Below are 22,547 nucleotides of genomic sequence, written 5' to 3'. Positions count from 1 at the left end.
CCACTTTACTACACCTTCTTATAGATAAACACTCTTACTCAAGTTTAAGTAACTGAGAGTTTTTAACTCTGAGAAGTTATTCTCTTGCTCTTTAAAAATTTGGAAAAGCTGAAAAATTAAATTCTGATAGATAACGAAAGTTATTTATCGAGTTTTCGAAAGAAAATGCCGATTAATCATTTCGATGATTAATTAGCGTCTACTTTAGTATTCAATATTAACTTCTGGCGAAGTTAAACTGTCTTTAGCAGTACAACTTAAAACTATTTTGGGTTGTATGGTTAAGTGACTAAGCGTACACGGTGGATGCCTTGGCAGTTGGAGGCGATGAAGGACGTACTAACTTGCGATAAGCCTAGTCAAGCCAGTAAGAGGCGCTTGAGACTAGGATTTCCGAATGGGGAAACCCACCTGCTTGCAGGTATCGTTAACTGAATACATAGGTTAACGAGGCGAACGCGGAGAACTGAAACATCTAAGTACCCGTAGGAAAAGAAATCAACCGAGATTCCGAAAGTAGCGGCGAGCGAAATCGGAGCAGCCCTTAAGCTTTAGTGTAGTTAGTGGAATATGCTGGAAAGCATGACGAAACAGGGTGATAGTCCCGTACACAAAAACTTATCTAAAGTGAAATCGAGTAGGTCGGAGCACGTGAAACTTTGACTGAATATGGGGGGACCATCCTCCAAGGCTAAATACTCCCAACTGACCGATAGTGAACCAGTACCGTGAGGGAAAGGCGAAAAGAACCCCTGTGAGGGGAGTGAAATAGAACCTGAAACCGTGTACGTACAAGCAGTAGGAGCCTACTTGTTGGGTGACTGCGTACCTTTTGTATAATGGGTCAGCGACTTATATTCTGTAGCGAGGTTAACCATTTAGGGGAGCCGTAGCGAAAGCGAGTCTTAACTGGGCGCTTAAGTTGCAGGGTATAGACCCGAAACCCGGTGATCTAGCCATGGGCAGGTTGAAGGTTGAGTAACATCAACTGGAGGACCGAACCCACTAACGTTGAAAAGTTAGGGGATGACCTGTGGCTAGGAGTGAAAGGCTAATCAAACCGGGAGATAGCTGGTTCTCCCCGAAATCTATTTAGGTAGAGCCTCGGACGAATACTTACGGGGGTAGAGCACTGTTAAGGCTAGGGGTCATCCCGACTTACCAACCCTTTGCAAACTCCGAATACCGTAAAGTAATATCCGGGAGACACACGGCGGGTGCTAACGTCCGTCGTGGAGAGGGAAACAACCCAGACCGTCAGCTAAGGTCCCAAAGTGTATGTTAAGTGGGAAACGATGTGGGAAGGCTAAAACAGCTAGGAGGTTGGCTTAGAAGCAGCCACCCTTTAAAGAAAGCGTAATAGCTCACTAGTCGAGTCGGCCTGCGCGGAAGATGTAACGGGGCTAAACATACCACCGAAGCTACGGCTGCGTACGTAAGTATGCGGGGTAGGGGAGCGTTCTGTAAGTGGCTGAAGGTGTGCCGGGAGGCATGCTGGACATATCAGAAGTGCGAATGCTGACATGAGTAACGACAAGAGGAGTGAAAAACTCCTCCGCCGGAAGACCAAGGGTTCCTATCCCATGTTAATCAGGGTAGGGTGAGTCGACCCCTAAGGCGAGGCTGAAGAGCGTAGTCGATGGGAAACGGGTTAATATTCCCGTACTCGGTATGAATGCGATGGGGGGACGGAGCAGGCTAGGCAAGCATGGCGTTGGTTGTCCATGTGAAAGGCTGTAGGCTGGTGACTTAGGAAAATCCGGGTTGCCAAGGCTGAGAGTCGAGACGAGCCACCAAGGTGGTGAAGTTGTTGATGCCCTACTTCCAGGAAAAGCCTCTAAGCTTCAGTTCATACTGAATCGTACCCTAAACCGACACAGGTGGTCAGGTAGAGAATACTAAGGCGCTTGAGAGAACTCGGGTGAAGGAACTAGGCAAAATTGTACCGTAACTTCGGGAGAAGGTACGCTCTTGTTTGTGAAGGACTTGCTCTGTAAGCAAACGAGAGCCGCAGTGACCAGGTGGCTGGGACTGTTTATTAAAAACACAGCACTGTGCAAAATCGTAAGATGACGTATACGGTGTGACACCTGCCCGGTGCCGGAAGGTTAATTGATGGGGTTAGACTTCGGTCGAAGCTCTTGATCGAAGCCCCGGTAAACGGCGGCCGTAACTATAACGGTCCTAAGGTAGCGAAATTCCTTGTCGGGTAAGTTCCGACCTGCACGAATGGTGTAACCATGGCCACGCTGTCTCCACCCGAGACTCAGTGAAATTGAAATCGCAGTGAAGATGCTGTGTACCCGCGGCTAGACGGAAAGACCCCGTGAACCTTTACTACAGCTTGGCACTGAACATTGACCCTACATGTGTAGGATAGGTGGGAGGCTTTGAAGCAGGAACGCTAGTTTCTGTGGAGCCGACCTTGAAATACCACCCTTGTAGTGTTGATGTTCTAACTTAGGCCCCTGAATCGGGGTTGAGGACAGTGCCTGGTGGGTAGTTTGACTGGGGCGGTCTCCTCCCAAAGAGTAACGGAGGAGCACGAAGGTTTGCTAAGTACGGTCGGACATCGTACGGTTAGTGTAATGGTAGAAGCAAGCTTAACTGCGAGACAGACACGTCGAGCAGGTACGAAAGTAGGTCATAGTGATCCGGTGGTTCTGAATGGAAGGGCCATCGCTCAACGGATAAAAGGTACTCCGGGGATAACAGGCTGATACCGCCCAAGAGTTCATATCGACGGCGGTGTTTGGCACCTCGATGTCGGCTCATCACATCCTGGGGCTGAAGTCGGTCCCAAGGGTATGGCTGTTCGCCATTTAAAGTGGTACGCGAGCTGGGTTTAGAACGTCGTGAGACAGTTCGGTCCCTATCTGCCGTGGGCGTTTGAGAATTGAGAGGGGCTGCTCCTAGTACGAGAGGACCGGAGTGGACGAACCGCTGGTGTTCGGGTTGTGATGCCAATTGCATTGCCCGGTAGCTACGTTCGGAACTGATAACCGCTGAAAGCATCTAAGCGGGAAGCAGGCCTCGAGATGAGTTCTCACTTTGACTTAGAGTCAACTGAAGGGCCGTTGAAGACTACAACGTTGATAGGCGAGATGTGGAAGTGCTGTGAGGCATTAAGCTAACTCGTACTAATTACCCGTGAGGCTTAACCATACAACGCCAAAGTGGTTTACTAGAATTGTTCCAGACAATTCCTAGCATGACCTCCATCCATGGAGGCCTTAGCTAACAGAAGTTAATAGACTAAAGTAGACAAAAGAATTTAATAGCTTTTCCGGATTTAAGAATTAAACAAGGTGACCAACCTAAGCGGTATCGCGAAATCGGTTCACCTTGCGCAAATGGAATGCTCGTGCGAGGCACGATGTCATTAGACATTTGCACCCAGTTTTCCTGGTGACTATAGCGTTTTGGACCCACCTGACCCCATGCCGAACTCAGAAGTGAAACAAAACAGCGTCGATGATAGTGTGGATTACCCATGTGAAAGTAGAACATCGCCAGGGCCAAATAAGAGAAACCCGTTGCAGCAATGCGACGGGTTTTTTGCTGTTTGGGGTAAAGTACTTCCATGTAGCATCTCCCCTTCGCGCGTCCTTGCGCTCACTTCCTCGAACTGCGAAGCGGTGCTTCGGTTTCTCGTCACCCAAACTCAGAAGTGAAACAAAACAGCCGAAGGGTAGGCCCCGGTCAATGATAGTGTGGATCACCCATGTGACTCTCTATTTAAAAAATGAGAACATCCTACTTCGTAGCGAGCCAGGGCCAAATAAGAGGTTGATGAAAAGCGTTCATCCATGAACTTCATCGACATTCGAACATCCATGTACATCAAAACCCGTTGCAGAGATGCGACGGGTTTTTTGCTGTTTGGGGTATAGAAAATCTCGCGAGGTAAACTCGCTCCCACCACAATATCAGCACAGTGCAACATGCTAAGAGGCGGTTTACCCGCCGAGGGGTTGCAATGAAATTCCGAAAAACCTCGCGAGGTAAACTCGCTCCTACCATAGTATAGGCACAGTGCAACATGGTGGGAGGTGGTTTACCCGCCGATGGCTTACAATGAAAGTTTCGGCTCAAAAATAATGTGGAACACCCATGTACATCAAAACCAGTTTCAACAATACGACGGTTTTTTCTGTTTGGGTATAGCTTTGGGGCATAGAAAGGCTCGCGAGGTGCACTCACTCCCACCATAAACACAGTATTGTGGGAGGTTTGAGAGGGTTAGGTGGTTAAATAACGCGAGAGAAGCGGGTGTTTTTGACTTGGTTTTGTAAGTAAGCATCAAAGCACATGCAGATGATGCGAATAAACAAATTGCCGTTACTTGTGACTTTTATGGTGTGTTCATTCAGCTCTACCAGTCCATCTGCTGCTAGCGGCTCTAGAGCGTTAAGTGCTTGAACGAAATATTCGTCAAAATTTATATCATAACGTTGCTCGAACACCTTTTTATCTAACTCAAAATGACAAATAAGCTGTTTGATCACAGCCGCGCGTATTTCATCATCACCACTTAAGGTTATCCCTTTAGTGATCGCACATCTTTTATCACTTAAAGCATGATAATAAGGTTTTAACTCTTTCTCATTTTGCAAGATCATATGACCAATTTGAGAAATGGATGACACACCAAGACCTAACAGGTCGCACTCGCCATGAGTGGTATAGCCTTGAAAATTACGGTGTAGATGCCCTTCATTTTGCGCCACAGCTAGCTCATCGTCTTTTTTGGCGAAGTGATCCATACCGATGAATTGATATCCAGCAGTGGTCATCTGTTCCAGTGTTTGCTTAAAGATCTCAAGTTTTTCTCCCGCACTTGGCATGTCGGCTTCTTTTAGCTTTCGCTGTGCTGCAAATCTATCCGGAAGATGGGCATAGTTAAATACAGAGACTCTATCGGGAGAAAGCGCAATAAGTTGCTCAATCGTTTGCTTGTAGCTCTCTACTGTTTGAAATGGTAACCCATAGATCATATCCATATTAATAGATTTAAAACCGAGCGTTCTCGCTTCAGTTAAGGTAGCCAGCACTTCATCTAGATGCTGTGGGCGGTTTACCGCAGCTTGTACTTCATCATTAAAATCTTGTACGCCAAAAGACACACGATTAAATTCGAGCTCGTGTAGGTGACGCATCATATTTGGTGCAAGTGATCTTGGGTCTATTTCAATACCACGCTGTGCACTTTGAGAGAAGTTAAATGCACTATTGAGCATTTCGATTAGACGTGTCATTTGCTCTGTAGTTAAGAAAGTTGGTGTACCACCGCCTAAATGAAGTTGTTCTACACGATACTCAGAAAATAGCGGCGCTTTTGCTGCGATTTCTTGTGCTAAGTAATCTAGGTAAACGTCAGCTTTGGATTGATGACGAGTAATGATTTTATTACAGCCACAGTAGTAACATAGTTGATGACAAAAAGGGATATGAATATACAGCGAGAGTGAACGAGATTTAGAGCCCGTAATAGCCGCTTGTAACTCTTTTTGGCTATAACCAGACTCAAGCGATAAGGCCGTTGGATATGAGGTATATCTAGGACCAGATATATTGTACTTGTTGATAAGGGAATCATTCCAAATAGGTAAATTAATCACGATACGCACTCTCGAGTTTTATTAAGAGTGTCAGTGTACTTTTTACCGTCTGGGCTAGACTTGCCTCAGATCAAAACACGCCGCGATTGCGACGTGTTTTAGTGTTTGATTAAAGCTTAAATTGGTTTACTGTTGAGTTAAGCGCCTTGGCTAAGTCGTTCAAGTCGCGGGCTTCATCTGCCAGTACATTGGCGTGGTTAGCCGTGCTATTGACGAGCTCATTAATTTGGTTAAGGCTATTGTTAATATCTTCTGCAACAACGGTTTGCTGCTCTGTTGATGTCGCAATTTGATGGCTCTGGTCTTGTACTGTCGTGACCGACTCTGTGATTTCTTTTAAGGCATCAAGCACGGCTTGCGTTTCCTCTACGGTCCCCTCTGCGCGGTCTTGACCTTGCTGCATCATCACTGAAGCTTGTTGTGCAATTTGCTGTAAACGAGAGATCATATTGCGGATGTCATCGGTAGACTCTTGCGTGCGGCTTGCAAGCGATCTGACTTCATCAGCAACCACCGCAAAGCCTCGACCTTGCTCGCCCGCTCTGGCGGCTTCTATGGCGGCATTGAGTGCCAGTAAGTTCGTTTGTTCAGCAATACCGTTAATCACATCGATAACAGCACCTATGTTACTGGTTTCTTGTTCAAGTCCGGCAACCACTTTTGCGGCCTCACCAATATGGAGTGCTAGTTCAGTCATGACTTCTTGGGCTTGTGATGAACGTCCTGCACCTTCATTGGTAATACGTTGTACGACATCAGCGGCTTGGTTGGTCTCTTGTGCATTACGTGAGATTTCAGTCACAGTGGCTGCCATCTCGGTCACTGCCGCGCTTACGCTATCTACCTGTTCTTTTTCGCGCTGAATTTCGCTGTTAGTATTGTTTGATACTTCACGCAATTGGGCGGAAGCATTACTTAATTGCTCAGCTTGTGCTGCGGTATCGAGCATCATTGCTCTAAGTTTATCGATGAAGGTATTCATATGCAGCGCGAGTTGACCAACTTCATCTTTACTGGTGATATCGATACGTCTAGTTAGGTCGCCTTCACCTGATGCGATGTCTCGCATGGTTTCGGTTAGCGCTACAATCGGTTTGGTGATCATTTGCGTGGCGAGCAAGATCATTGCCACGATAATGGCTAAGATAATAATCAAGGCTGTGATTGTGCTCATTACGGCGTCATTTACAGGCGCTTCGATCAGCGACACCGGAATAAGTAGGCCAACGTGCCAATCCAATAGGGGGTTGTCTAATTTCACATTGTCATAAACAACATAATACGCTTCCCCTTTGAACGTGACTGTACTATTGCCAACGGGGTTACGCTTGATAGCGGCATTTAGAGCGTCAAAGCCTGATGTATTGGAAAACTGGGATTCAAGGCCATCTAAACCTTCTTTGCCTTTCTCGCCTTCATCTGTGGTAGAGAGTGAATGACCAGTACGCTTGGATAAATGCACAACATTTAAATCACCATCGAGCAAAAAGCCAAAACCTTTATCTTGAAACTTGATACGTTCAACCATATCGTTCAATTTATTGATCTGTAAGTCGACGCCACCCATGGCGACGAGTTTGCCGGCGTTATTGTAGATAGGTTGACGGATCACAGCAGACACTGCACCGGTATTGATATCGGTTGCAATTGGACCAACATACAATTTACCTACATCCAGCGTATCCTGCCACCATGGGCGCTGATAGGCGTAGTAAGGTCGACCATCCGAATATGCTGATGTACGATCATTTTCTTTAAAATATTCACCGGTGTTTGCTGAGGCAATAAAGGCTGAGAGAATATTTTCATCACCTTTGGCGATTCTAACTAAGTCTTCATTGACCTCTTGATAGTCTTTATCTTTAGTCAGATCGGCGCCACGGGTATTATAATTTTCAAACCAATGAATGTTGTGAGGCGTAGAAACAAAGGTTTCAACTACTTTGCCGTATTGGCCAAAGAATGCTTCCATCGCCAATTTTTCAGCTTGAATATAGCTTTGCGTTTCTCGTTCAATTCCATCTCGAGAGAGCGTTGCAATATGGCTGACGAAAAAGCTTGATGCAATAATTAATAATACGGAAATGGTGCCGCCAATTAGCAGCAATATTTTCTTTCTAAGGGATAAATTCTCAAGCATGACACTTCTTATTTTTAGCTTATGCAAACGGTAATCAAACCATAGATAACAGGAGAACGCCACCGTTTGCGTTAACTTCTTTTACATAGATAATACAAGGTAACTTCTTGGTTAAGGTAATATTCATATGAAAGTATTAAATCGCAGTCTGGTGGTACTGGGCGCGGGTTGGCTCGGTGAAGCGTTGTGTCGCGAAGCTGAGTTGCAAGGGTGGCAAATAGAAGGCACCAGAACCCAAGCTAGCGAGATGCATAGCTGGTCAAGGCAGCTGGTCTTGACTGAAAATGGCACCTTAGCGCACTCAATTTCTTTACACAACGCGTATTGGGTGTGTGCGATCCCACCAAGAGCGAGGCATGTCGATAGTAACTATTTAGAAACGTTAGAACAGGCATTGTTACTTGCAAAGAAGATGTCAGCAGCAGGCTTCTTATTGTGTTCGACCACTGGCGTTTATAGCACCGAAAATGGTGAATATGATGAACAAGGTAAGTTAGCGGATAAAGCCAACCAGCGTGTTGATATACTAAGAACTGCTGAAGAGATGGTGCTTAACGCAGGCGGTAAAGTGGTGCGCTTAGCAGGTCTTCAAGGTCCCGGTAGGGAGCCTGGGCGATTTGTAGCAGGAAAAGCCTTGTCTAGCTCAGCGAATGGTAGAGTGAATATGGTTCATCGCGGTGATGTTGTTGCTGCAATCAATACCGTGATCGCGCGGTGGCAGGATGCTGCAGACATTTATAATGTTTGTTATCCAGCGCACCCCACGAGACAGGCGTTTTATCAATATCACTGTGAAAAGTTAGGGACTGAGATGCCAAGTTTCGCTTCGTCAAAAGAAGAAGCGCGCATTATCAAAGCCGAGCGTATTACCGAACTCGGCTTTGCCTATCATCATCCGATTGTTAATGAATCTGAGTTAGGCTGAAGGTAAGAGTTGTGCTGGTAGCAAGTGCGCCAGTGCAGCTTGACCCAATAACGCATTAGCACTTTCAATATCGGGTGCAAAATACCTATCTTTGTCATAAAAGCTCACGACTGCTCGTAATATTTGCTGAGCAGTAGCCACTTTGTCAGATGGCTTAAGTGGCGCTCTAAAATCTAACCCCTGCGCTGCAGCAAGATATTCAACTGCGAGTACACCTTGGGTGTTGTCAGCCATTTCCTGTAAGCGTCTTGCCGCAAAGGTTGCCATGGAAACATGGTCTTCTTGGTTTGCCGAGGTTGGGAGGCTGTCAACACTGCCAGGATGTGCGAGTGTTTTGTTTTCAGAGGCCAGTGCCGCAGCAGTGACTTGCGCAATCATAAAGCCCGAGTTTACACCGCCATTGTTAACTAAGAAGGGAGGCAGTTTTGATAAGCTCGAATCAATAAGCAGCGCGATACGACGTTCAGCCAATGCACCAATTTCAGCAATGGCTAGCGCTAGGTTATCAGCCGCCATCGCGATAGGTTCTGCATGGAAGTTGCCGCCAGAAATAATATCTCCAGCATCAGCAAATACCAGCGGGTTATCTGTTACCCCATTGGATTCTACAAGGATCACCTCAGCGGCCTGGCGGATCTGAGTTAAACAGGCACCAAGCACCTGTGGTTGACAACGTAAGCAATAAGGATCTTGTACTTTTTCACAATCAACATGAGCATCACTTATTTCTGAGCGAGTTTGTAAGATATCTCTAAACGCCAGTGCGGTGTCGATTTGGCCTTGCTGGCCGCGGACTTCGTGAATACGCGCATCAAATGGCGAGCGGCTGCCCATAGCCGCTTCAATGCTCATTGAACCAACGACACAGCTTTGCGCATAAAGATCTTCTGCTCTAAATAGGCCTTGCAGTGCAAAGGCTGTAGATGCTTGTGTACCGTTAAGTAGTGCGAGACCTTCTTTTGCAGCTAAAGTAAGTGGTTCAAGCCCTGCTATTTTTAACCCATCGATGGCATCGATAAGCTCACCACGATAGCGAACCTGACCTTCGCCAAGGATCGGTAAACACATATGCGATAGTGGTGCAAGATCGCCTGATGCCCCGACTGAGCCTTTCTTGGGCACACAAGGATAGACTTCGGCATTAACCAAGGCCGCTAAGAATTCAATTACATCCAAGCGGATCCCAGAGAAACCACGAGAGAGTGAGTTGATTTTTAGTACCATCATGAGTCGAACGGTGCTATCGTCCATTAACTCGCCAATACCGGCTGCGTGCGACAGTACAATAGAGCGTTGTAGCAACTCTAATTCGTCTTTTGCAATTTTGGTGTTGGCCAGCAAGCCAAAACCCGTATTAATGCCGTAAACGGTGCGCCCTTCTTTGATTACTTGCTGAACTGTGTCTGCACTGTTAGCAATAGCGGCTTTCGCTGATTCGTCTAAGCTGAGATGAACAGGCTGTTGATTGATTTGTCGTAACGTGTTTAAAGTCAGTTGGCCTGGGATTAAATTTAGTGAGTACATACTTACTTTCCTTCCAGCATAGGTAAATCTAGTTTTTGTTCTTTTGCACAGTCTTTGGCTATGTCATAACCGGCATCGGCATGACGCATTACACCGGTACCTGGGTCATTCCATAGTACGCGAGATAAACGGGCGTCTGCTTCGTCTGTGCCATCTGCCACAATAACGACTCCCGAATGTTGACTGAAACCCATACCAACACCACCGCCGTGATGCAGTGAGACCCAAGTTGCACCGCCAGCCGTGTTTAACAAGGCATTGAGTAACGGCCAGTCCGATACTGCATCTGAACCATCCATCATCGATTCCGTTTCACGGTTTGGACTGGCTACAGAGCCAGAATCTAAGTGATCACGACCAATCACAATCGGTGCTTTGAGTTCTCCATTTTTGACCATTTCGTTGAATGCTCGTGCTAAACGCGCTCTGTCCTTCAGTCCAACCCAGCAAATACGAGCTGGCAGGCCTTGGAATTGAATGCGCTCGCGCGCCATATCTAACCAATTGTGAAGGTGTGGGTCGTCTGGGATAAGTTCTTTAACTTTCGCGTCTGTTTTATAAATATCTTCAGGATCGCCAGACAGCGCAACCCAACGGAATGGACCTATGCCTTGGCAAAACAGTGGACGAATATAGGCTGGAACAAAGCCTGGGAAATCAAAGGCGTTATCAACCCCTTCTTCTAAGGCCATTTGGCGAATGTTATTCCCGTAGTCAGTTGTTGCGGCTCCGCGCGATTGCAGCGTTAGCATGGCTTGTACTTGCACCGCCATAGATTGTTTTGCGGCTTTTACAACTGCTTGTGGATCGCTTTCGCGAAGCGCGGCAGCCTGAGCCATAGTCCACGTTTGCGGCAAGTAGCCGTTTAATGGATCGTGCGCAGAAGTTTGATCGGTCACTACGTCAGGCGTGATATTGCGCTCAACCAATTCAGCATAAACATCCGCTGCATTGCCCAACAGGCCAACTGATACCGGTTGCCCTGCAGCATTCGCTTCATCAATGATAGCTAACGCATCATCAAGTGTGGTTGCCTTTCGGTCAACATAGCGTGTGTTAAGACGAAAATCGATTCGTGACTCATCACACTCAACAACGAGGGCGCTAAAGCCTGCCATAGTTGCCGCGAGTGGCTGCGCGCCACCCATGCCGCCAAGGCCACCGGTTAAGATCCACTTGCCTTTTGCCTCACCATTAAAGTGTTGCTTTGCCATTGCTACAAAGGTCTCGTATGTGCCTTGTACTATGCCTTGTGAGCCAATATAGATCCAAGAACCAGCGGTCATCTGGCCGTACATCATCAGGCCTTTTTTATCGAGTTCGTTGAAGTGATCCCAGTTAGCCCAATGTGGTACTAAATTTGAGTTAGCAATTAATACACGAGGAGCGTTGCTATGAGTTTTGAATACCCCGACAGGTTTACCTGATTGCACCAGTAAGGTTTCGTCTTCTTCTAAGCGGTCTAACGTTTCAACGATTTTATCGAAGCATGCCCAGTCGCGAGCGGCACGGCCAATACCGCCATAAACGACTAGTGCATTTGGGTGCTCCGCAACTTCAGGGTCAAGGTTATTCATCAACATTCGCTTTGCCGCTTCAGTCAGCCAGTTCTTTGCGGTAATGTCTGCACCTCGTGGCGCGCGGATCTCGCGGCTAGGATCTAATCTTGGGTTATCACTCATTCTGCTCTCTCCTGTTGTATATACAACCTAAGTGAAACGTCTAGTTGCTGCGATTGCTTAGTTTCACTAGGTTGTTAGTCTATTTGTATTGCATGACAACCGAGGCTGCCATGTCGTTTTGATTTATCTGCCGCGATATTTGGCGACACTTTATGTGTTACGACCTTTGCTTAAAGGTGAGATGACCACCTAAGCGATATTTACTGCCTGGCGAAATTAATCTCGCGAAGCTAACAATGCCCTTTGCAGACCAAGTTCGGCGGATCATTTGTAAGCATGGTTCTTCATTATAAAGCCCAAGCCACTGGCAAACCTCTGGTGATGGCATAACTGCTTCAACGGTGTGTCTAGCCTCAGTGAGTGGCGCGACTTGAGATAAATATTCATGAGGGGTAGTCAGTTCAAAGTTTTGGTCTAAATACTCCGGTGCCAACTGTGGATTGACAAAGCGCTCTTCGACTTGCAGTGGTTGTTCATTTTCATTATGTACAATTACGCTTCTGTAGACTGGCGCGTCCGCTTCTACACCTAGTGCAATGGCGATAGGTGCTACTGCTGCAATAAGTTCAAGCGTTAGTACGGTGCATGAGTATTTGCCATTGCGTGCGTTGACCTCGTCGGCAATATTGCGGATCTCAAGTAACGAAGACTGAGATTTAAAACTGGCAACAAAAGTACCTAGACCTTGGCTACGAGTTAAAATTCCGGCTTCAGTTAGCTCGCTTAGTGCTCGTCTTGCGGTCATTCGGCTAACATTAAATTGGTCAGCTAACTCATTTTCCGACGGCACGCGCTCGTTTTCGAGCCAGCGCGCGGCGCGAATATTATCGATAATATATTGTTTTATCAGCGCAAATTTAGGAAGCTCAGGCACAGTTGTTGTCTCGAGTTCATATTTATGTAAATAAAGATGGCACACTTCTCTTGTATATACAAGTATCCCTGATAGACTCAATGGATAAATCTCGCAGTGAGCGAGTTTCTTTTAATGTGTTGGCATATGGATTTGATTTAGATTAGGACAAGTATGATGTTAGAAGCCGATTTGCTTATTATCGATGTCAATATTGCAACTATGGATCCCAATTTGGATACCCCTTATGGTGCGATAGAAAACGCAGCGATCGCTATTAAAGATGGCAAAATTAATTGGTTAGGCCCTCGTAGTGAACTACCTGAGGTTGACGCCATAGCAACCCCTATTCATAAAGCCAATGGCCAATGGTTGACCCCAGGGTTAATCGACTGCCACACGCATATTTTATTTGCAGGTTCTCGGGCCAACGAATTTGAGCAGCGATTACTGGGGGCGTCATATCAAGAGATTGCCGCGCAAGGTGGTGGTATCGCAAGTACCGTTAAGGCGACACGATTGGCAGACAGAGAAACGCTGTATGTTAACGGTAAGAACCGCTTGAATAGTTTACTCAAAGAAGGGGTTACCACGGTTGAAAGTAAATCGGGTTACGGCCTAGACGTTGAAAATGAGCTAAAGCTGCTAGAAATTAATCAACTACTTAATGAGCATCACCCGATTGATGTGCATAGCACGTTCTTGGGCGCGCATGCATTACCCCCAGACTACAAAGACAATAGCCAAGCCTACATTGATTTAGTCTGTGATGAGATGCTGCCACAAGTTGCTTCGCGCCAATTAGCAACGGCTGTTGATGTATTTTGTGAGAACGTCGGATTTACCTATCAGCAAACTGAGCAAGTATTTACTCGAGCACAACAGTTGGGATTACAGGTTAAATGTCATGCTGAGCAGCTATCTAATCAACATGGCAGCGAGCTGGTGGCAAAGTTTAAAGGGCTTTCAGCGGATCATATTGAATATCTTGATGAAGCTGGTGTGGAAGCGATGGCGAGAGGAGATGTGACTGCGGTACTTTTACCCGGCGCTTTTTATTTCTTACGAGAAACGCAATTACCACCAATTGACTTGCTCAGAAAGCATAAAGTAGCAATGGCACTCGCGAGCGACTTCAATCCAGGTACTGCGCCTTTGTGCTCACTGCGATTAATGCTAAATATGGCATGCACATTATTTAGAATGACACCGGAAGAAGCGCTTAGCGGTGTTACGGTTAATGCTGCGAAAGCCTTGGGGTTGAGCGACCGTGGAGTATTGAAAGTTGGAACGCGCGCGGACTTAGCGTTATGGGACATTACCCATCCTGCACAGTTAAGTTATCAATTTGGTGTAGCGGACCTGTCAAATTTGTGGATCTTAGGTAAACTTAATCAGTAATGATCCTTTTATAAGCAACAAATTATGCTTTCAATTTCAACAGCTAGTGGCGGAGCCACGGAATTATTGCTGTCTGAAGGAATAGCGATACTAATTACGCCAATGATGGCTGGCATGGCCGGAGCCATTGTAATGGGGGCGTTAGCATTAATGTTGCAGCGCCCCTCTGGTATGCTCAAGCTGGCTCACCTTAGCAGTGCAACACTTGCAATACTGCTCGCCTTTACGGGCAATATCACTACATTACATTTACTTACTCTGACGATACTCCTGTATCTATTCCATGGCTTACAGGAGCACAAAAGTGGCTTATTGTTGATAAGTGCTGCTGCGATAATCACTTTAGTAATGTGGACTGTGTCTGAATATCTATGGACATTTCCTGCCCAGCATGGCGCAATTGTCATTGTGTTTATGTATATTCTTTTCCTTGCCTATCAAGCGTATAGCAGCGCAAATGAATTTGAATTGAAAGAACACAATGATGACCACACCGAGCATGAAAGTTTGGGGTTACCTGGTCGGCAAAGTTTTAAACGTGCTTTTAATGAATATCGCCAAACGGAAGGGAGCCCTTGTATGCTCGTGCTAGTCCGTCTCATGGGTTTCGAGCAGGTAAATTTTCATTTAGGGCGTGAGTTTGGTGACTTGCTGCTAGCTCAGTCGGCTAATCGTATTGCACAATGTTTGCAATCAGGCGATGTTATGGCCATCACTCATGGCAATGAAACTGCGAAAATGGCGCATCTAGGTGGTCTTAACTTTGCGTTTGTATGTTCGTTAAAGCATGGTAAGCACTTTCATGAGCAGCTGATAGAGGAAATATCAAACAGCACTTTAAAGCCATTCAATGTTGGTAGCTGTACGTTAGAGATCATGATGCGTGCGAGTTATGTAAATTGCGATGAAGAAATGGGGCAGCTTGAGAACCTGATTTCTTGCGTGTTTTTAGCGCTAGATACACAATCAGAAGCGCATCAGCATAGCCATCAACAGGTCGTGCCGTATCAACAACGTATGCAAATTCATCGGCTGGAGCAACAGGTTAGGTTGTCGGAGTTAGCTAAAATCAACTTTAGATCTGAATTTGAGCTCTATTTTCATCCAGTCGTTCGTCATGAAGATAACAGCATTGAGTTTGTTGAATTACTGTTGCGTTGGCAGCATCCAAAGCAAGGGATTTTAAGTGCCAATGAGTTTATTGATGATATTCGTTTAGTTGGACTTGCCATTCCCGTTGCTGAATATGTATTAGAGCGTGCATGCGAAATTGCATTGGCACTGAAAATGGAAGGGATCAGCGTTCCCATCAGTATTAATGTCTTTGGTGCTGAGCTCTTGAGCGAAAGCTTTATCGAGTTTATTGACTACACTATGCTCAACCATCAGTTAAGCCCTGGCGCTATCATTATCGAGTGTCCAGCTAGTATGCTTGCCGAACTAGATGAGCAAGAAATTGCGATGATCAGTCGTTTGAAGAACTTGGGTGTAAAAATGTGTGTCGATAGCTTTGGTGATGCGCCGCTGGTACTTGCTAAATTACCCGCACTGCGTTTTGAGTACGTGAAACTGTCGCGCAATATGACGCAAGAACCAGAGCATATGGGGCATACCAAATCCTTGGTAAAAGGCATTGTAGAGATGCATCAAGAAAAGCACTGTCGCGTGATTGGCGAGGGTATTGAATCTCTCGGGCAACTCGAGTTTGTAAAAAGCATTGGCACGGTGGCAGCGCAAGGGTTTTACTTTTCTCGACCACAGAACAGCAATATTTTGATCAGTTGGCTGAAACAAAGGCTACCTCAATAACTAGGAGCGCCTTACCTTTACATTGGTTTGGCTGTGACAGTGTTTAGCGCCTCTGTTGACGGGTACTTAAATAAGCGTTCGCAAGGTTCGTTAGTATTTGGCCACAATGTTCGATACCCGCCTGCTCACCAAGTGGGTGTCTAGCCGGGGCTGCTTCACATAAGTGCAAATATTTAGCATGTCGAGCCTGAGCCATACGGTACACAAAATATTCGGCATCGCTACTTGTGAAGCCTTGATAGGTCAGGGCACTTGCAGGCATACCGACGATGGCATCAACGTCTAACTCTACGCCTAATGGAATGTCGCTTGGCATCGTTGCCAACGCTTTGTCGAGTGATGCGGATAAACTCTGAGTTTGCCTGGTTTTTATCGCTTGATAACTTGAAAATCCGAATCCAGCGTTTTGCAATTGAGTAAGGATTGTTTGGTTGTTTTTGTGCTCGTGCAAGCCGATGACATGATAATGCGACAAACTACCAGCTTGATGCGCGTAACTGAAGCCATTACCGCTATGTCGCCCTTCACAAGCTCGAAAGTCAGCATGAGGGTCAAAGTTGATGGCACCAGCGGCATGCTTGCTGGCCTCAAAATGTGCCTGCAAAATACCAAAAGCATTATTGTGACCACCACCAATGATAATTGGCTCCAAGCCTGCAGCAAAGATAGGTGCTAGGGTTGCAATAACTTGGTTGTCGAGGTCAGCACAGAGAGTGCGTAGCTGCGCTAGCTGTTCGCTATTAGCGTTATCGAGCGATAGTGCACGCGTTTGAATAGCGAGGGTATCCACCTCGCCTAGCAACAAAACCTTATCGCCTGACAAAAACTGGTTATCGGGCTGATTCAAAAAGCGTTTTAAGAAGGCTTGCCAACCGAGCTCGGCGCCGCCTTGCCCGCAATTGGCGCGCGGACCTATATCCTCGGGGATCCCCAACAACACGTAACGGATCCCAAATTGGGCCGCGTCTCTAAGCGAAGCCGCGTAGTCATGATCACATTGTAAAAAGCTTATGCTTTGCCAAATTCTGGTTTCACCGGCTCTTGCACTGACAAAAGTGGCAATATTACTTTCATCATATATACGGACTGCTGTACTCATGACTGTTACTTCTAGCGCTTAATTGTCTTCGTTATCATCTTCTAAAATTAACTCTTCCGCAGAGATGATAATGCCGGTGGAGTCGGCGTAAACAAAATCATCTTCGTAAAAAGAGACACCTGCGAAATTAACGGGAATACCGACTTCGCCGCTGCCACTGCTATCTGCTGCTACTGGGATAGAAGCGATTGCTTGAATGCCAATATCGCTTTCTTCTAATTCATCAACATGGCGCACCGCGCCGTAAACGATGATGCCTTGCCAGTTGTTCTCGACCGCCAGCTCAGCTAAATCAATATCAACCAGTGCACGACGAGTTGAACCACCACCATCAACGAGCAGCACACGACCAGTACCGTCTTGTTGTAGTACATCTTGGATCTGCTCATTGTTTTCAAAACATTTGACGGTAGTGATACGACCACTAAATGACGTCTGGCCGCCAAAATTGATGAACATAGGCTCTAGCACATCAACCACATCAGCAAAGTGGTCGCAAAGATCAGAAGTGCTGTATTCCATATTGAATCCTCGAATATTGATTGTCGATAACCAGTATACTCTCATACTTGTGCTTAGCAATGCTTTGATTCAACTTACATATTTGTGTCTTAAAAGTGTCACCTATTTGTTATTTTGCTCTTCTATGCTGATATTGTGAGCAATTAGGCGTGACTCGAATGATGAAAGCAAAACTAGCCGAGCTGGACGCTGCATTATACTTTGTGGTGTTTTGCCCTAAACCAAGAAACTGGTTTAGATTGATAGCATTAGGTCTATCCAAAAGTGGCAACGGTGGACTCTATGTGTTGGTCGCAATTGCGTGCGCTCTGTTTTTGGAGCAGCTAGGTCAGCAATTTGCACTCACCGTGATTTTGGCCTTTGCAATTGAAAGGCCGCTTTACTTCTATCTAAAAAATCGTTTTGCACGATTACGACCATGTGACTGCTACGCAGTGAAAGCCTTGTTGACGCCGAGTGATAAGTTTAGTCTGCCCTCGGGGCATAGTGCTGGCGCTTGGCTATATGCGACTTGCTTGATGGAGCAAATTCCACTAGCTGCGTTTCCGTTGATGATTTGGGCTTCAGGAGTGTCATTGTCACGCGTAATTGTAGGGGTACATTATCCACTTGATGTGGTGCTTGGTGCGGCAATGGGTGTTGCCTGTGCAAGTTTAGCGATAGTGATATTAGGAAGCGTATGAAAATACTATATGGTGTTCAAGGAACGGGAAATGGCCATACGACTCGAGCTCGGGTAATGGCAAATTGCTTTCGCAACATGGGAATTTCTGTTGACTACTTTTTTTCTGGACGTCCTTCGGAAAACTATTTCGATATGCATGATTTTGGTGATTATCGCAGTTGCCGAGGGTTGTCATTCGTTACCGAACGTGGCCAGTTAAATCGTTTAAAAACTTTTCAGTCGCTCAAGTTTGGTGAGTTTATTCGCGACGTTAGAAAATTAGATGTATCAGGTTATGACTTGATCTTTAACGACTTTGAGCCTGTCAGTGCGTGGGCAGGAAAGCTGGCAAAGGTTCCGGTGATAGCAATGAGTCATCAAGCGTCATATTTATATGATGCTGTTCCACAATTTGCCGTACAGCCTTGGCACAAAGCCCTGATCCGGTATTTTGCACCAGCTGATATTCATCTTGGGGTGCACTGGCAACCGTTTGATAAGCATATTATTCCGCCTTTTATTCCTTACGAGGCTGAGCAGGAGCAATGTGCATCGATAATTAACAAAGTTTTGGTTTATCTGCCGTTTGAAGCTTTGGATAGCATTATTGAGTTGTTAAAAGATTTCCCTGATAAGGAGTTTTACTGCTATCACCCGGATGCTGACAATGCTTCTTTGCAACATATTCACCTGAGAAAACCGAGTCGTTCTGGGTTTATTCAGGACTTAAGAAATACCAGTGGTGTGATTGCAAATGCCGGGTTTGAGCTTTCTAGTGAAGCATTAAAACTCGGTAAAAAACTGCTACTTAAACCATTAGATGGTCAATTTGAACAGCAGAATAATGCACAGACGCTAGCCGAACTCGGTCATGCCCAAGTGATGAATTATCTCAATGCTGGGGCGCTGGAAGAATGGCTGCGAACAGACGCGAAGGCATCGTTTTATTTTCCATCCGATCCTAGCTTGCTAGTGGAGTGGTTGATAGGAGGTCAATGGCACAATATTGATTTATTGCACAATCAACTTTGGAACGGTGTTAATAATTTGTATGTAAAAGCGGCGTAAATATATTAATTTGTAATATGAACCCAGAATAATTACCTATTATGAGGCAAGGCTGAAAGGCTTCAGCTATACTTTAGCCAGTCTATTAACATTGTAGGTAAGCCGATGGCGGTATTAGAAAATCTGACTATCAGACGTCGTTTGCAAGTGAATGCATTAGTGGTAGGGATTGCCTTGGTTGTTATGTTAATTATGATCATGTACGAAGCTCGTACTATGCTGAAATTGAATGAAACCATTCAATATGCAGAAGAGCTCGACATTCATGAATTAGCAATGCGCAAACACGAGAAAAATTTCCTTTTTTACAAGCAGGTAGATTCACTCGATGAGTTTGAAAACGAGTATCGTGAGCTGCAAACTAAGCTCGCTTTGTTGCAAGGTACTTTTTCTGATTTTGATATCGATTTAGGTCGGATCAACGAATTTGAACGCTTAGCAAAAAGTTATTACGATGACTTTCAAAAAGTGGTGCAATTACAAAAAACAATTGGCTTGCATCCAAAGGATGCTCTTTACGGTGAGCTTCGTGGTGCGGTACACGAGGTAGAAACACTACTAAAAGAGCAGCAGAATTATCAACTCCTTTCAACCATGCTGCAGCTTCGTCGAGCCGAAAAAGACTTTATGTTACGTTTTGATACCAAATATCTTAAGCGTTTTGACGAGCTAGTTGCACAGTTTTCTCAGGAAATTCGTAGTGCTGGGTTTAACGCTCAATATCAATCTAAGCTACTTAGTTTATTGAGCACCTATCAATCCAAATTTGCGGGTTTAGTTCGAGCACAAGAAGCACTTGGCTTAGATTTAACGAGCGGTGCGCTTGGCAAGATGAAAGTGAGTGTTGAGAAAAGTGATGCGCTGGTCTCTGAAGTCGTGGAGCAGGCAAAGGCAGAGATCAAAGAAAACGTTGATAAAACTCAGATGCTTGCCATCGGTGTATTTGTTGTGGCTGGTATTATCGTGATGACTTTGGTGTTATCTACTAGTCGCTCAATTATTCAGCCCGTAGAGCGCGTTTATCAAACCATTGAGCGCATTCGTCGTGAAAATAATTTAAGTCTACAAATTGAACAAAGCGGTAATGACGAAATCACGATTATGACCCGTGATTTTAATAGCTTAATTTCTGACTTCAGAGATCTCATTGCTGATGTGAATGGAGCGTTGGCAACTATTAATGAAGCCACGGATCATTTAACGGAGACAACAGCCCAAACGAGTACAGGTATGGCTGAGCAGTTGCACGAAGCGGATATGGTTGCAACCGCTGCGACCGAGATGCAAGCGACGATCCAAGACATTTCTCATAATACGGGTGAAGCTGCGCATAAAGCCGAGACAACGAATGAAAATGCGCAACAAGGTCGCCGTGAGGTCACAGCAACAATTGAGCACATCATGCAGTTATCGGAATCGTTAGGTGGTGCTTCAAGTGTTGTTGCTCAGTTAGAGCGTGACGGTGAAACTATTGGCTCGGTATTGGATGTGATCCGTGGTATTGCAGAGCAAACAAACTTACTTGCGCTAAACGCTGCTATTGAAGCTGCACGTGCGGGAGAGCAAGGTCGAGGTTTTGCTGTTGTAGCGGATGAAGTTAGGTCACTTGCGCAGCGTACTCAAGACTCCACGCAAGAAATCGAAAGTATCATTTCTACACTGCAACAGCGTACACGAGAAGTGGTGAACATCATGGAACAATGTCGTGAACAAGGCAATGAAAGTGTGTCGCAAGCCGAAAAGGCTGGGGAGTTGCTCAGCATGATCACCCAAGATGTGCAAACGATTATGGAAATGAGCACGCATATCGCGACGGCAATTGATGAACAAAACCAAGTTGCTTCAGAAGTGAATAAAAACGTGGTTAAGATCAGAGACATTGCGCAAGGTGCCTCAGAGCATGCTCGCTCTAATGCGCAAAGTAGTGAAGAAGTCGCAGAGCAAGCGCGCGTATTACACGAAGCCGTGGCTAAGTATCAGGTATAAACACCAATTCAACCTGAGGTTCTTAATGTCAAAGCCCCACTTAATTTATAGTGGGGTTTTTTATTAAACCTGAGGCTCGGATAAGAAATGAGCTTGCTTATTATTTTTAAGGTTCAGGTTGATTGTCATTTTGAATATTGAGAAGCGTATTGCATTTAAGGTGACTCTATTCAACATCGTGAGTAATATGTACTGTTGTAGAAATTTTCCGGATCGTCTTAGGTAGGGGTTTGCATCTTTAAAAGGTATGTTTTATAAAGAGAAAATCACATGTTGAAAAGGAATATTTAAATGAAACTCTCCACACGTAATTCTTGTATCCGGGGGCTATTTTTACTTTTGGCTATGGGAAACTTTTCTGTTCAAGCTTCGATGTTATGTCGAGATAGCTTCGATACTGTACGCAATAACATGGCTAATATGAATTATAAAAGCTTTGATCAAACACCTAACTCTGGGTGGCGAGTACTGTATAATCAGGGTTGTTATTTAGAAGCTGCAATGCTCATTGAGCAATATAAAACCATGACTGGAGAGCAGCAAGCAAGTTTGCAATGGCATTTATTTCAGAATTACGCTATGGCGGGAAAGCGAGAACAGGCGATAGAGGTTGGAGAGGCACTTCTGCTCTCTGCGAAGAATAATCCTGCCGAGTTCCTTTGGGTAGAGTATATAGCCGCGAGTGTTGCGTTTTTAAAAGAAGATCGAGTGACACTAATGAAGATGCGTAACAAGCTAGCGGCACAAGCTGATTTCTTCCCTAATAAGATGAATTTAAAGGTTTTAGATAGCTTGGTCGATAATGTCAAATCTTCGTATCAGGCTGCTTATCAACAGTAAATTTAAGGCACAAACTTGATAGGTACGCTGTCCTTTTGGGTTTTATACTCTTCTACCGCGTTTACATATTCCTGCCATAGCACATCGTGTTGTGTAGCTATAGTGTATAAGTATTGCCAGCTGTAGAGCCCTGAGTCGTGGCCATCATCAAAAACAAAGCGTGCAGCATAGTGACCAACGGGTTCAATTTTCTTTATGGCGACATTCTGTTTGTTTAGCACGAGTTGCTTTTGCGCCGGACTATGCCCTTGCACTTCGGCGGATGGTGAATGTGTTCGTAAGAATTCGGCACTTAGCGTAAAACAGCGGCCGTCCTCAAAATAAACATCGAGTACTTTACTGAGCGTATGATAATGAAGTTTGGTGACTTGATACATAATTGGTATAACTCAAAAAGCGGAGCAAGGCTCCGC

Annotated in this window: 15 protein-coding genes, 1 tRNA gene and 2 rRNA genes (1 of these 18 only partly in view); 10 read left to right on the top strand and 8 right to left on the bottom strand. The window is 45.4% G+C overall.

What is annotated here, in order from left to right; genetic code table 11:
• The 3 genes from GSF13_RS22730 to rrf form a co-directional block, all read left to right on the top strand.
• Positions 1-3 (top strand) — tRNA-Ala (locus GSF13_RS22730); it begins 73 nt to the left of the window's first position.
• A 276-nt stretch (positions 4-279) separates the two neighbouring features.
• Positions 280-3,165: ribosomal RNA gene (locus GSF13_RS22725) — 23S ribosomal RNA — on the top strand.
• A gap of 239 nt (positions 3,166-3,404) precedes the next feature.
• Positions 3,405-3,518, top strand: a 5S ribosomal RNA gene (gene rrf / locus GSF13_RS22720).
• Between the two features lie 732 nt (positions 3,519-4,250).
• Here rrf and hemN read toward each other — a convergent pair.
• Together hemN and GSF13_RS22710 are read right to left on the bottom strand one after the other, a co-directional pair.
• Positions 4,251-5,621: an oxygen-independent coproporphyrinogen III oxidase gene (gene hemN, locus GSF13_RS22715; RefSeq protein WP_211867181.1), complete on the bottom strand. Its 1,371-nt coding sequence runs from the start codon at positions 5,619-5,621 to the stop codon at positions 4,251-4,253.
• Positions 5,622-5,730: 109 nt separating this feature from the next.
• Entirely contained in the window at positions 5,731-7,761 is a 2,031-nt protein-coding gene (locus GSF13_RS22710; protein ID WP_102057645.1) for a methyl-accepting chemotaxis protein, read from the bottom strand.
• Between the two features lie 127 nt (positions 7,762-7,888).
• Here GSF13_RS22710 and GSF13_RS22705 point away from each other — a divergent pair, with 127 nt between their 5' ends.
• Positions 7,889-8,686, top strand: a complete 798-nt coding sequence (locus GSF13_RS22705; protein WP_211867179.1) for an NADP-binding protein — start codon at positions 7,889-7,891, stop codon at positions 8,684-8,686.
• Here the strand turns inward: GSF13_RS22705 and hutH are convergent.
• The 3 genes from hutH to hutC form a co-directional block, all read right to left on the bottom strand.
• Positions 8,678-10,210 (bottom strand): histidine ammonia-lyase, encoded by a 1,533-nt coding sequence (gene hutH, locus GSF13_RS22700; protein ID WP_174170529.1) that lies wholly within the window; start codon positions 10,208-10,210, stop codon positions 8,678-8,680. The two genes, GSF13_RS22705 and hutH, sit on opposite strands and share 9 nt — an antisense overlap.
• A gap of 2 nt (positions 10,211-10,212) precedes the next feature.
• A complete protein-coding gene (gene hutU / locus GSF13_RS22695) occupies positions 10,213-11,892 on the bottom strand; it encodes a urocanate hydratase (RefSeq protein ID WP_211867177.1) in 1,680 nt (559 codons plus the stop codon).
• Positions 11,893-12,049: 157 nt separating this feature from the next.
• Positions 12,050-12,811 (bottom strand): histidine utilization repressor, encoded by a 762-nt coding sequence (gene hutC, locus GSF13_RS22690; RefSeq protein WP_017217272.1) that lies wholly within the window; start codon positions 12,809-12,811, stop codon positions 12,050-12,052.
• Positions 12,812-12,922: 111 nt separating this feature from the next.
• Between hutC and hutI the strand changes: the two genes are divergently transcribed.
• Together hutI and GSF13_RS22680 are read left to right on the top strand one after the other, a co-directional pair.
• The gene (gene hutI, locus GSF13_RS22685; RefSeq protein WP_211869062.1) at positions 12,923-14,146 is read left to right on the top strand and encodes an imidazolonepropionase; all 1,224 of its coding nucleotides are present in this window, start codon (positions 12,923-12,925) and stop codon (positions 14,144-14,146) included.
• Between the two features lie 24 nt (positions 14,147-14,170).
• Entirely contained in the window at positions 14,171-15,955 is a 1,785-nt protein-coding gene (locus GSF13_RS22680) for a GGDEF domain-containing phosphodiesterase (RefSeq protein WP_010607044.1), read from the top strand.
• Between the two features lie 43 nt (positions 15,956-15,998).
• On the opposite strand, the gene GSF13_RS22675 is transcribed toward GSF13_RS22680, so the two are convergent.
• Together GSF13_RS22675 and rraA are read right to left on the bottom strand one after the other, a co-directional pair.
• Positions 15,999-17,054 carry an arginase family protein gene (locus tag GSF13_RS22675; RefSeq protein ID WP_174170531.1) on the bottom strand — a complete coding sequence of 352 codons (1,056 nt, stop codon included), beginning with the start codon at positions 17,052-17,054 and terminating at the stop codon, positions 15,999-16,001.
• A gap of 18 nt (positions 17,055-17,072) precedes the next feature.
• On the bottom strand, positions 17,073-17,576 hold the full coding sequence (gene rraA, locus GSF13_RS22670; protein WP_010607046.1) for a ribonuclease E activity regulator RraA: 504 nt from the start codon (positions 17,574-17,576) through the stop codon (positions 17,073-17,075).
• 158 nt (positions 17,577-17,734) lie between these two features.
• Between rraA and GSF13_RS22665 the strand changes: the two genes are divergently transcribed.
• The 4 genes from GSF13_RS22665 to GSF13_RS22650 all read left to right on the top strand — a co-directional run bounded on the left by GSF13_RS22665 (position 17,735) and on the right by GSF13_RS22650 (position 22,134).
• Complete coding sequence (locus tag GSF13_RS22665; protein WP_010368944.1) at positions 17,735-18,259, top strand: phosphatase PAP2 family protein; 525 nt, start codon at positions 17,735-17,737, stop codon at positions 18,257-18,259.
• Positions 18,256-19,308 carry an MJ1255/VC2487 family glycosyltransferase gene (locus GSF13_RS22660; protein WP_010607047.1) on the top strand — a complete coding sequence of 351 codons (1,053 nt, stop codon included), beginning with the start codon at positions 18,256-18,258 and terminating at the stop codon, positions 19,306-19,308. Before GSF13_RS22665 ends, GSF13_RS22660 begins: the two co-directional genes overlap by 4 nt.
• A 105-nt stretch (positions 19,309-19,413) precedes the next feature.
• Positions 19,414-21,294 (top strand): methyl-accepting chemotaxis protein, encoded by a 1,881-nt coding sequence (locus tag GSF13_RS22655; RefSeq protein WP_010607048.1) that lies wholly within the window; start codon positions 19,414-19,416, stop codon positions 21,292-21,294.
• A 291-nt stretch (positions 21,295-21,585) separates the two neighbouring features.
• Entirely contained in the window at positions 21,586-22,134 is a 549-nt protein-coding gene (locus tag GSF13_RS22650) for a hypothetical protein (protein WP_211867175.1), read from the top strand.
• Positions 22,135-22,136: 2 nt separating this feature from the next.
• Here GSF13_RS22650 and GSF13_RS22645 read toward each other — a convergent pair whose 3' ends face one another.
• On the bottom strand, positions 22,137-22,511 hold the full coding sequence (locus GSF13_RS22645; RefSeq protein ID WP_010607050.1) for a DUF971 domain-containing protein: 375 nt from the start codon (positions 22,509-22,511) through the stop codon (positions 22,137-22,139).
• Positions 22,512-22,547 lie beyond the last annotated feature (36 nt).

This window comes from Pseudoalteromonas sp. M8 (genome assembly GCF_018141365.1).
Taxonomy (GTDB): domain Bacteria; phylum Pseudomonadota; class Gammaproteobacteria; order Enterobacterales; family Alteromonadaceae; genus Pseudoalteromonas.
This window is presented reverse-complemented; position numbering and strand designations above follow the sequence as displayed.

Coding starts and splice junctions, on each gene's coding strand:
- hutH (WP_174170529.1), bottom strand. CDS start 10,210: ATGTACTCACTAAATTTAATCCCAGGCCAACTGACTTTAAACACGTTA.
- rraA (WP_010607046.1), bottom strand. CDS start 17,576: ATGGAATACAGCACTTCTGATCTTTGCGACCACTTTGCTGATGTGGTT.
- hutU (WP_211867177.1), bottom strand. CDS start 11,892: ATGAGTGATAACCCAAGATTAGATCCTAGCCGCGAGATCCGCGCGCCA.
- GSF13_RS22665 (WP_010368944.1), top strand. CDS start 17,735: ATGATGAAAGCAAAACTAGCCGAGCTGGACGCTGCATTATACTTTGTG.
- GSF13_RS22710 (WP_102057645.1), bottom strand. CDS start 7,761: ATGCTTGAGAATTTATCCCTTAGAAAGAAAATATTGCTGCTAATTGGC.
- GSF13_RS22645 (WP_010607050.1), bottom strand. CDS start 22,511: ATGTATCAAGTCACCAAACTTCATTATCATACGCTCAGTAAAGTACTC.
- GSF13_RS22655 (WP_010607048.1), top strand. CDS start 19,414: ATGGCGGTATTAGAAAATCTGACTATCAGACGTCGTTTGCAAGTGAAT.
- GSF13_RS22705 (WP_211867179.1), top strand. CDS start 7,889: ATGAAAGTATTAAATCGCAGTCTGGTGGTACTGGGCGCGGGTTGGCTC.
- GSF13_RS22650 (WP_211867175.1), top strand. CDS start 21,586: ATGAAACTCTCCACACGTAATTCTTGTATCCGGGGGCTATTTTTACTT.
- GSF13_RS22675 (WP_174170531.1), bottom strand. CDS start 17,054: ATGAGTACAGCAGTCCGTATATATGATGAAAGTAATATTGCCACTTTT.
- GSF13_RS22660 (WP_010607047.1), top strand. CDS start 18,256: ATGAAAATACTATATGGTGTTCAAGGAACGGGAAATGGCCATACGACT.
- hutI (WP_211869062.1), top strand. CDS start 12,923: ATGTTAGAAGCCGATTTGCTTATTATCGATGTCAATATTGCAACTATG.
- GSF13_RS22680 (WP_010607044.1), top strand. CDS start 14,171: ATGCTTTCAATTTCAACAGCTAGTGGCGGAGCCACGGAATTATTGCTG.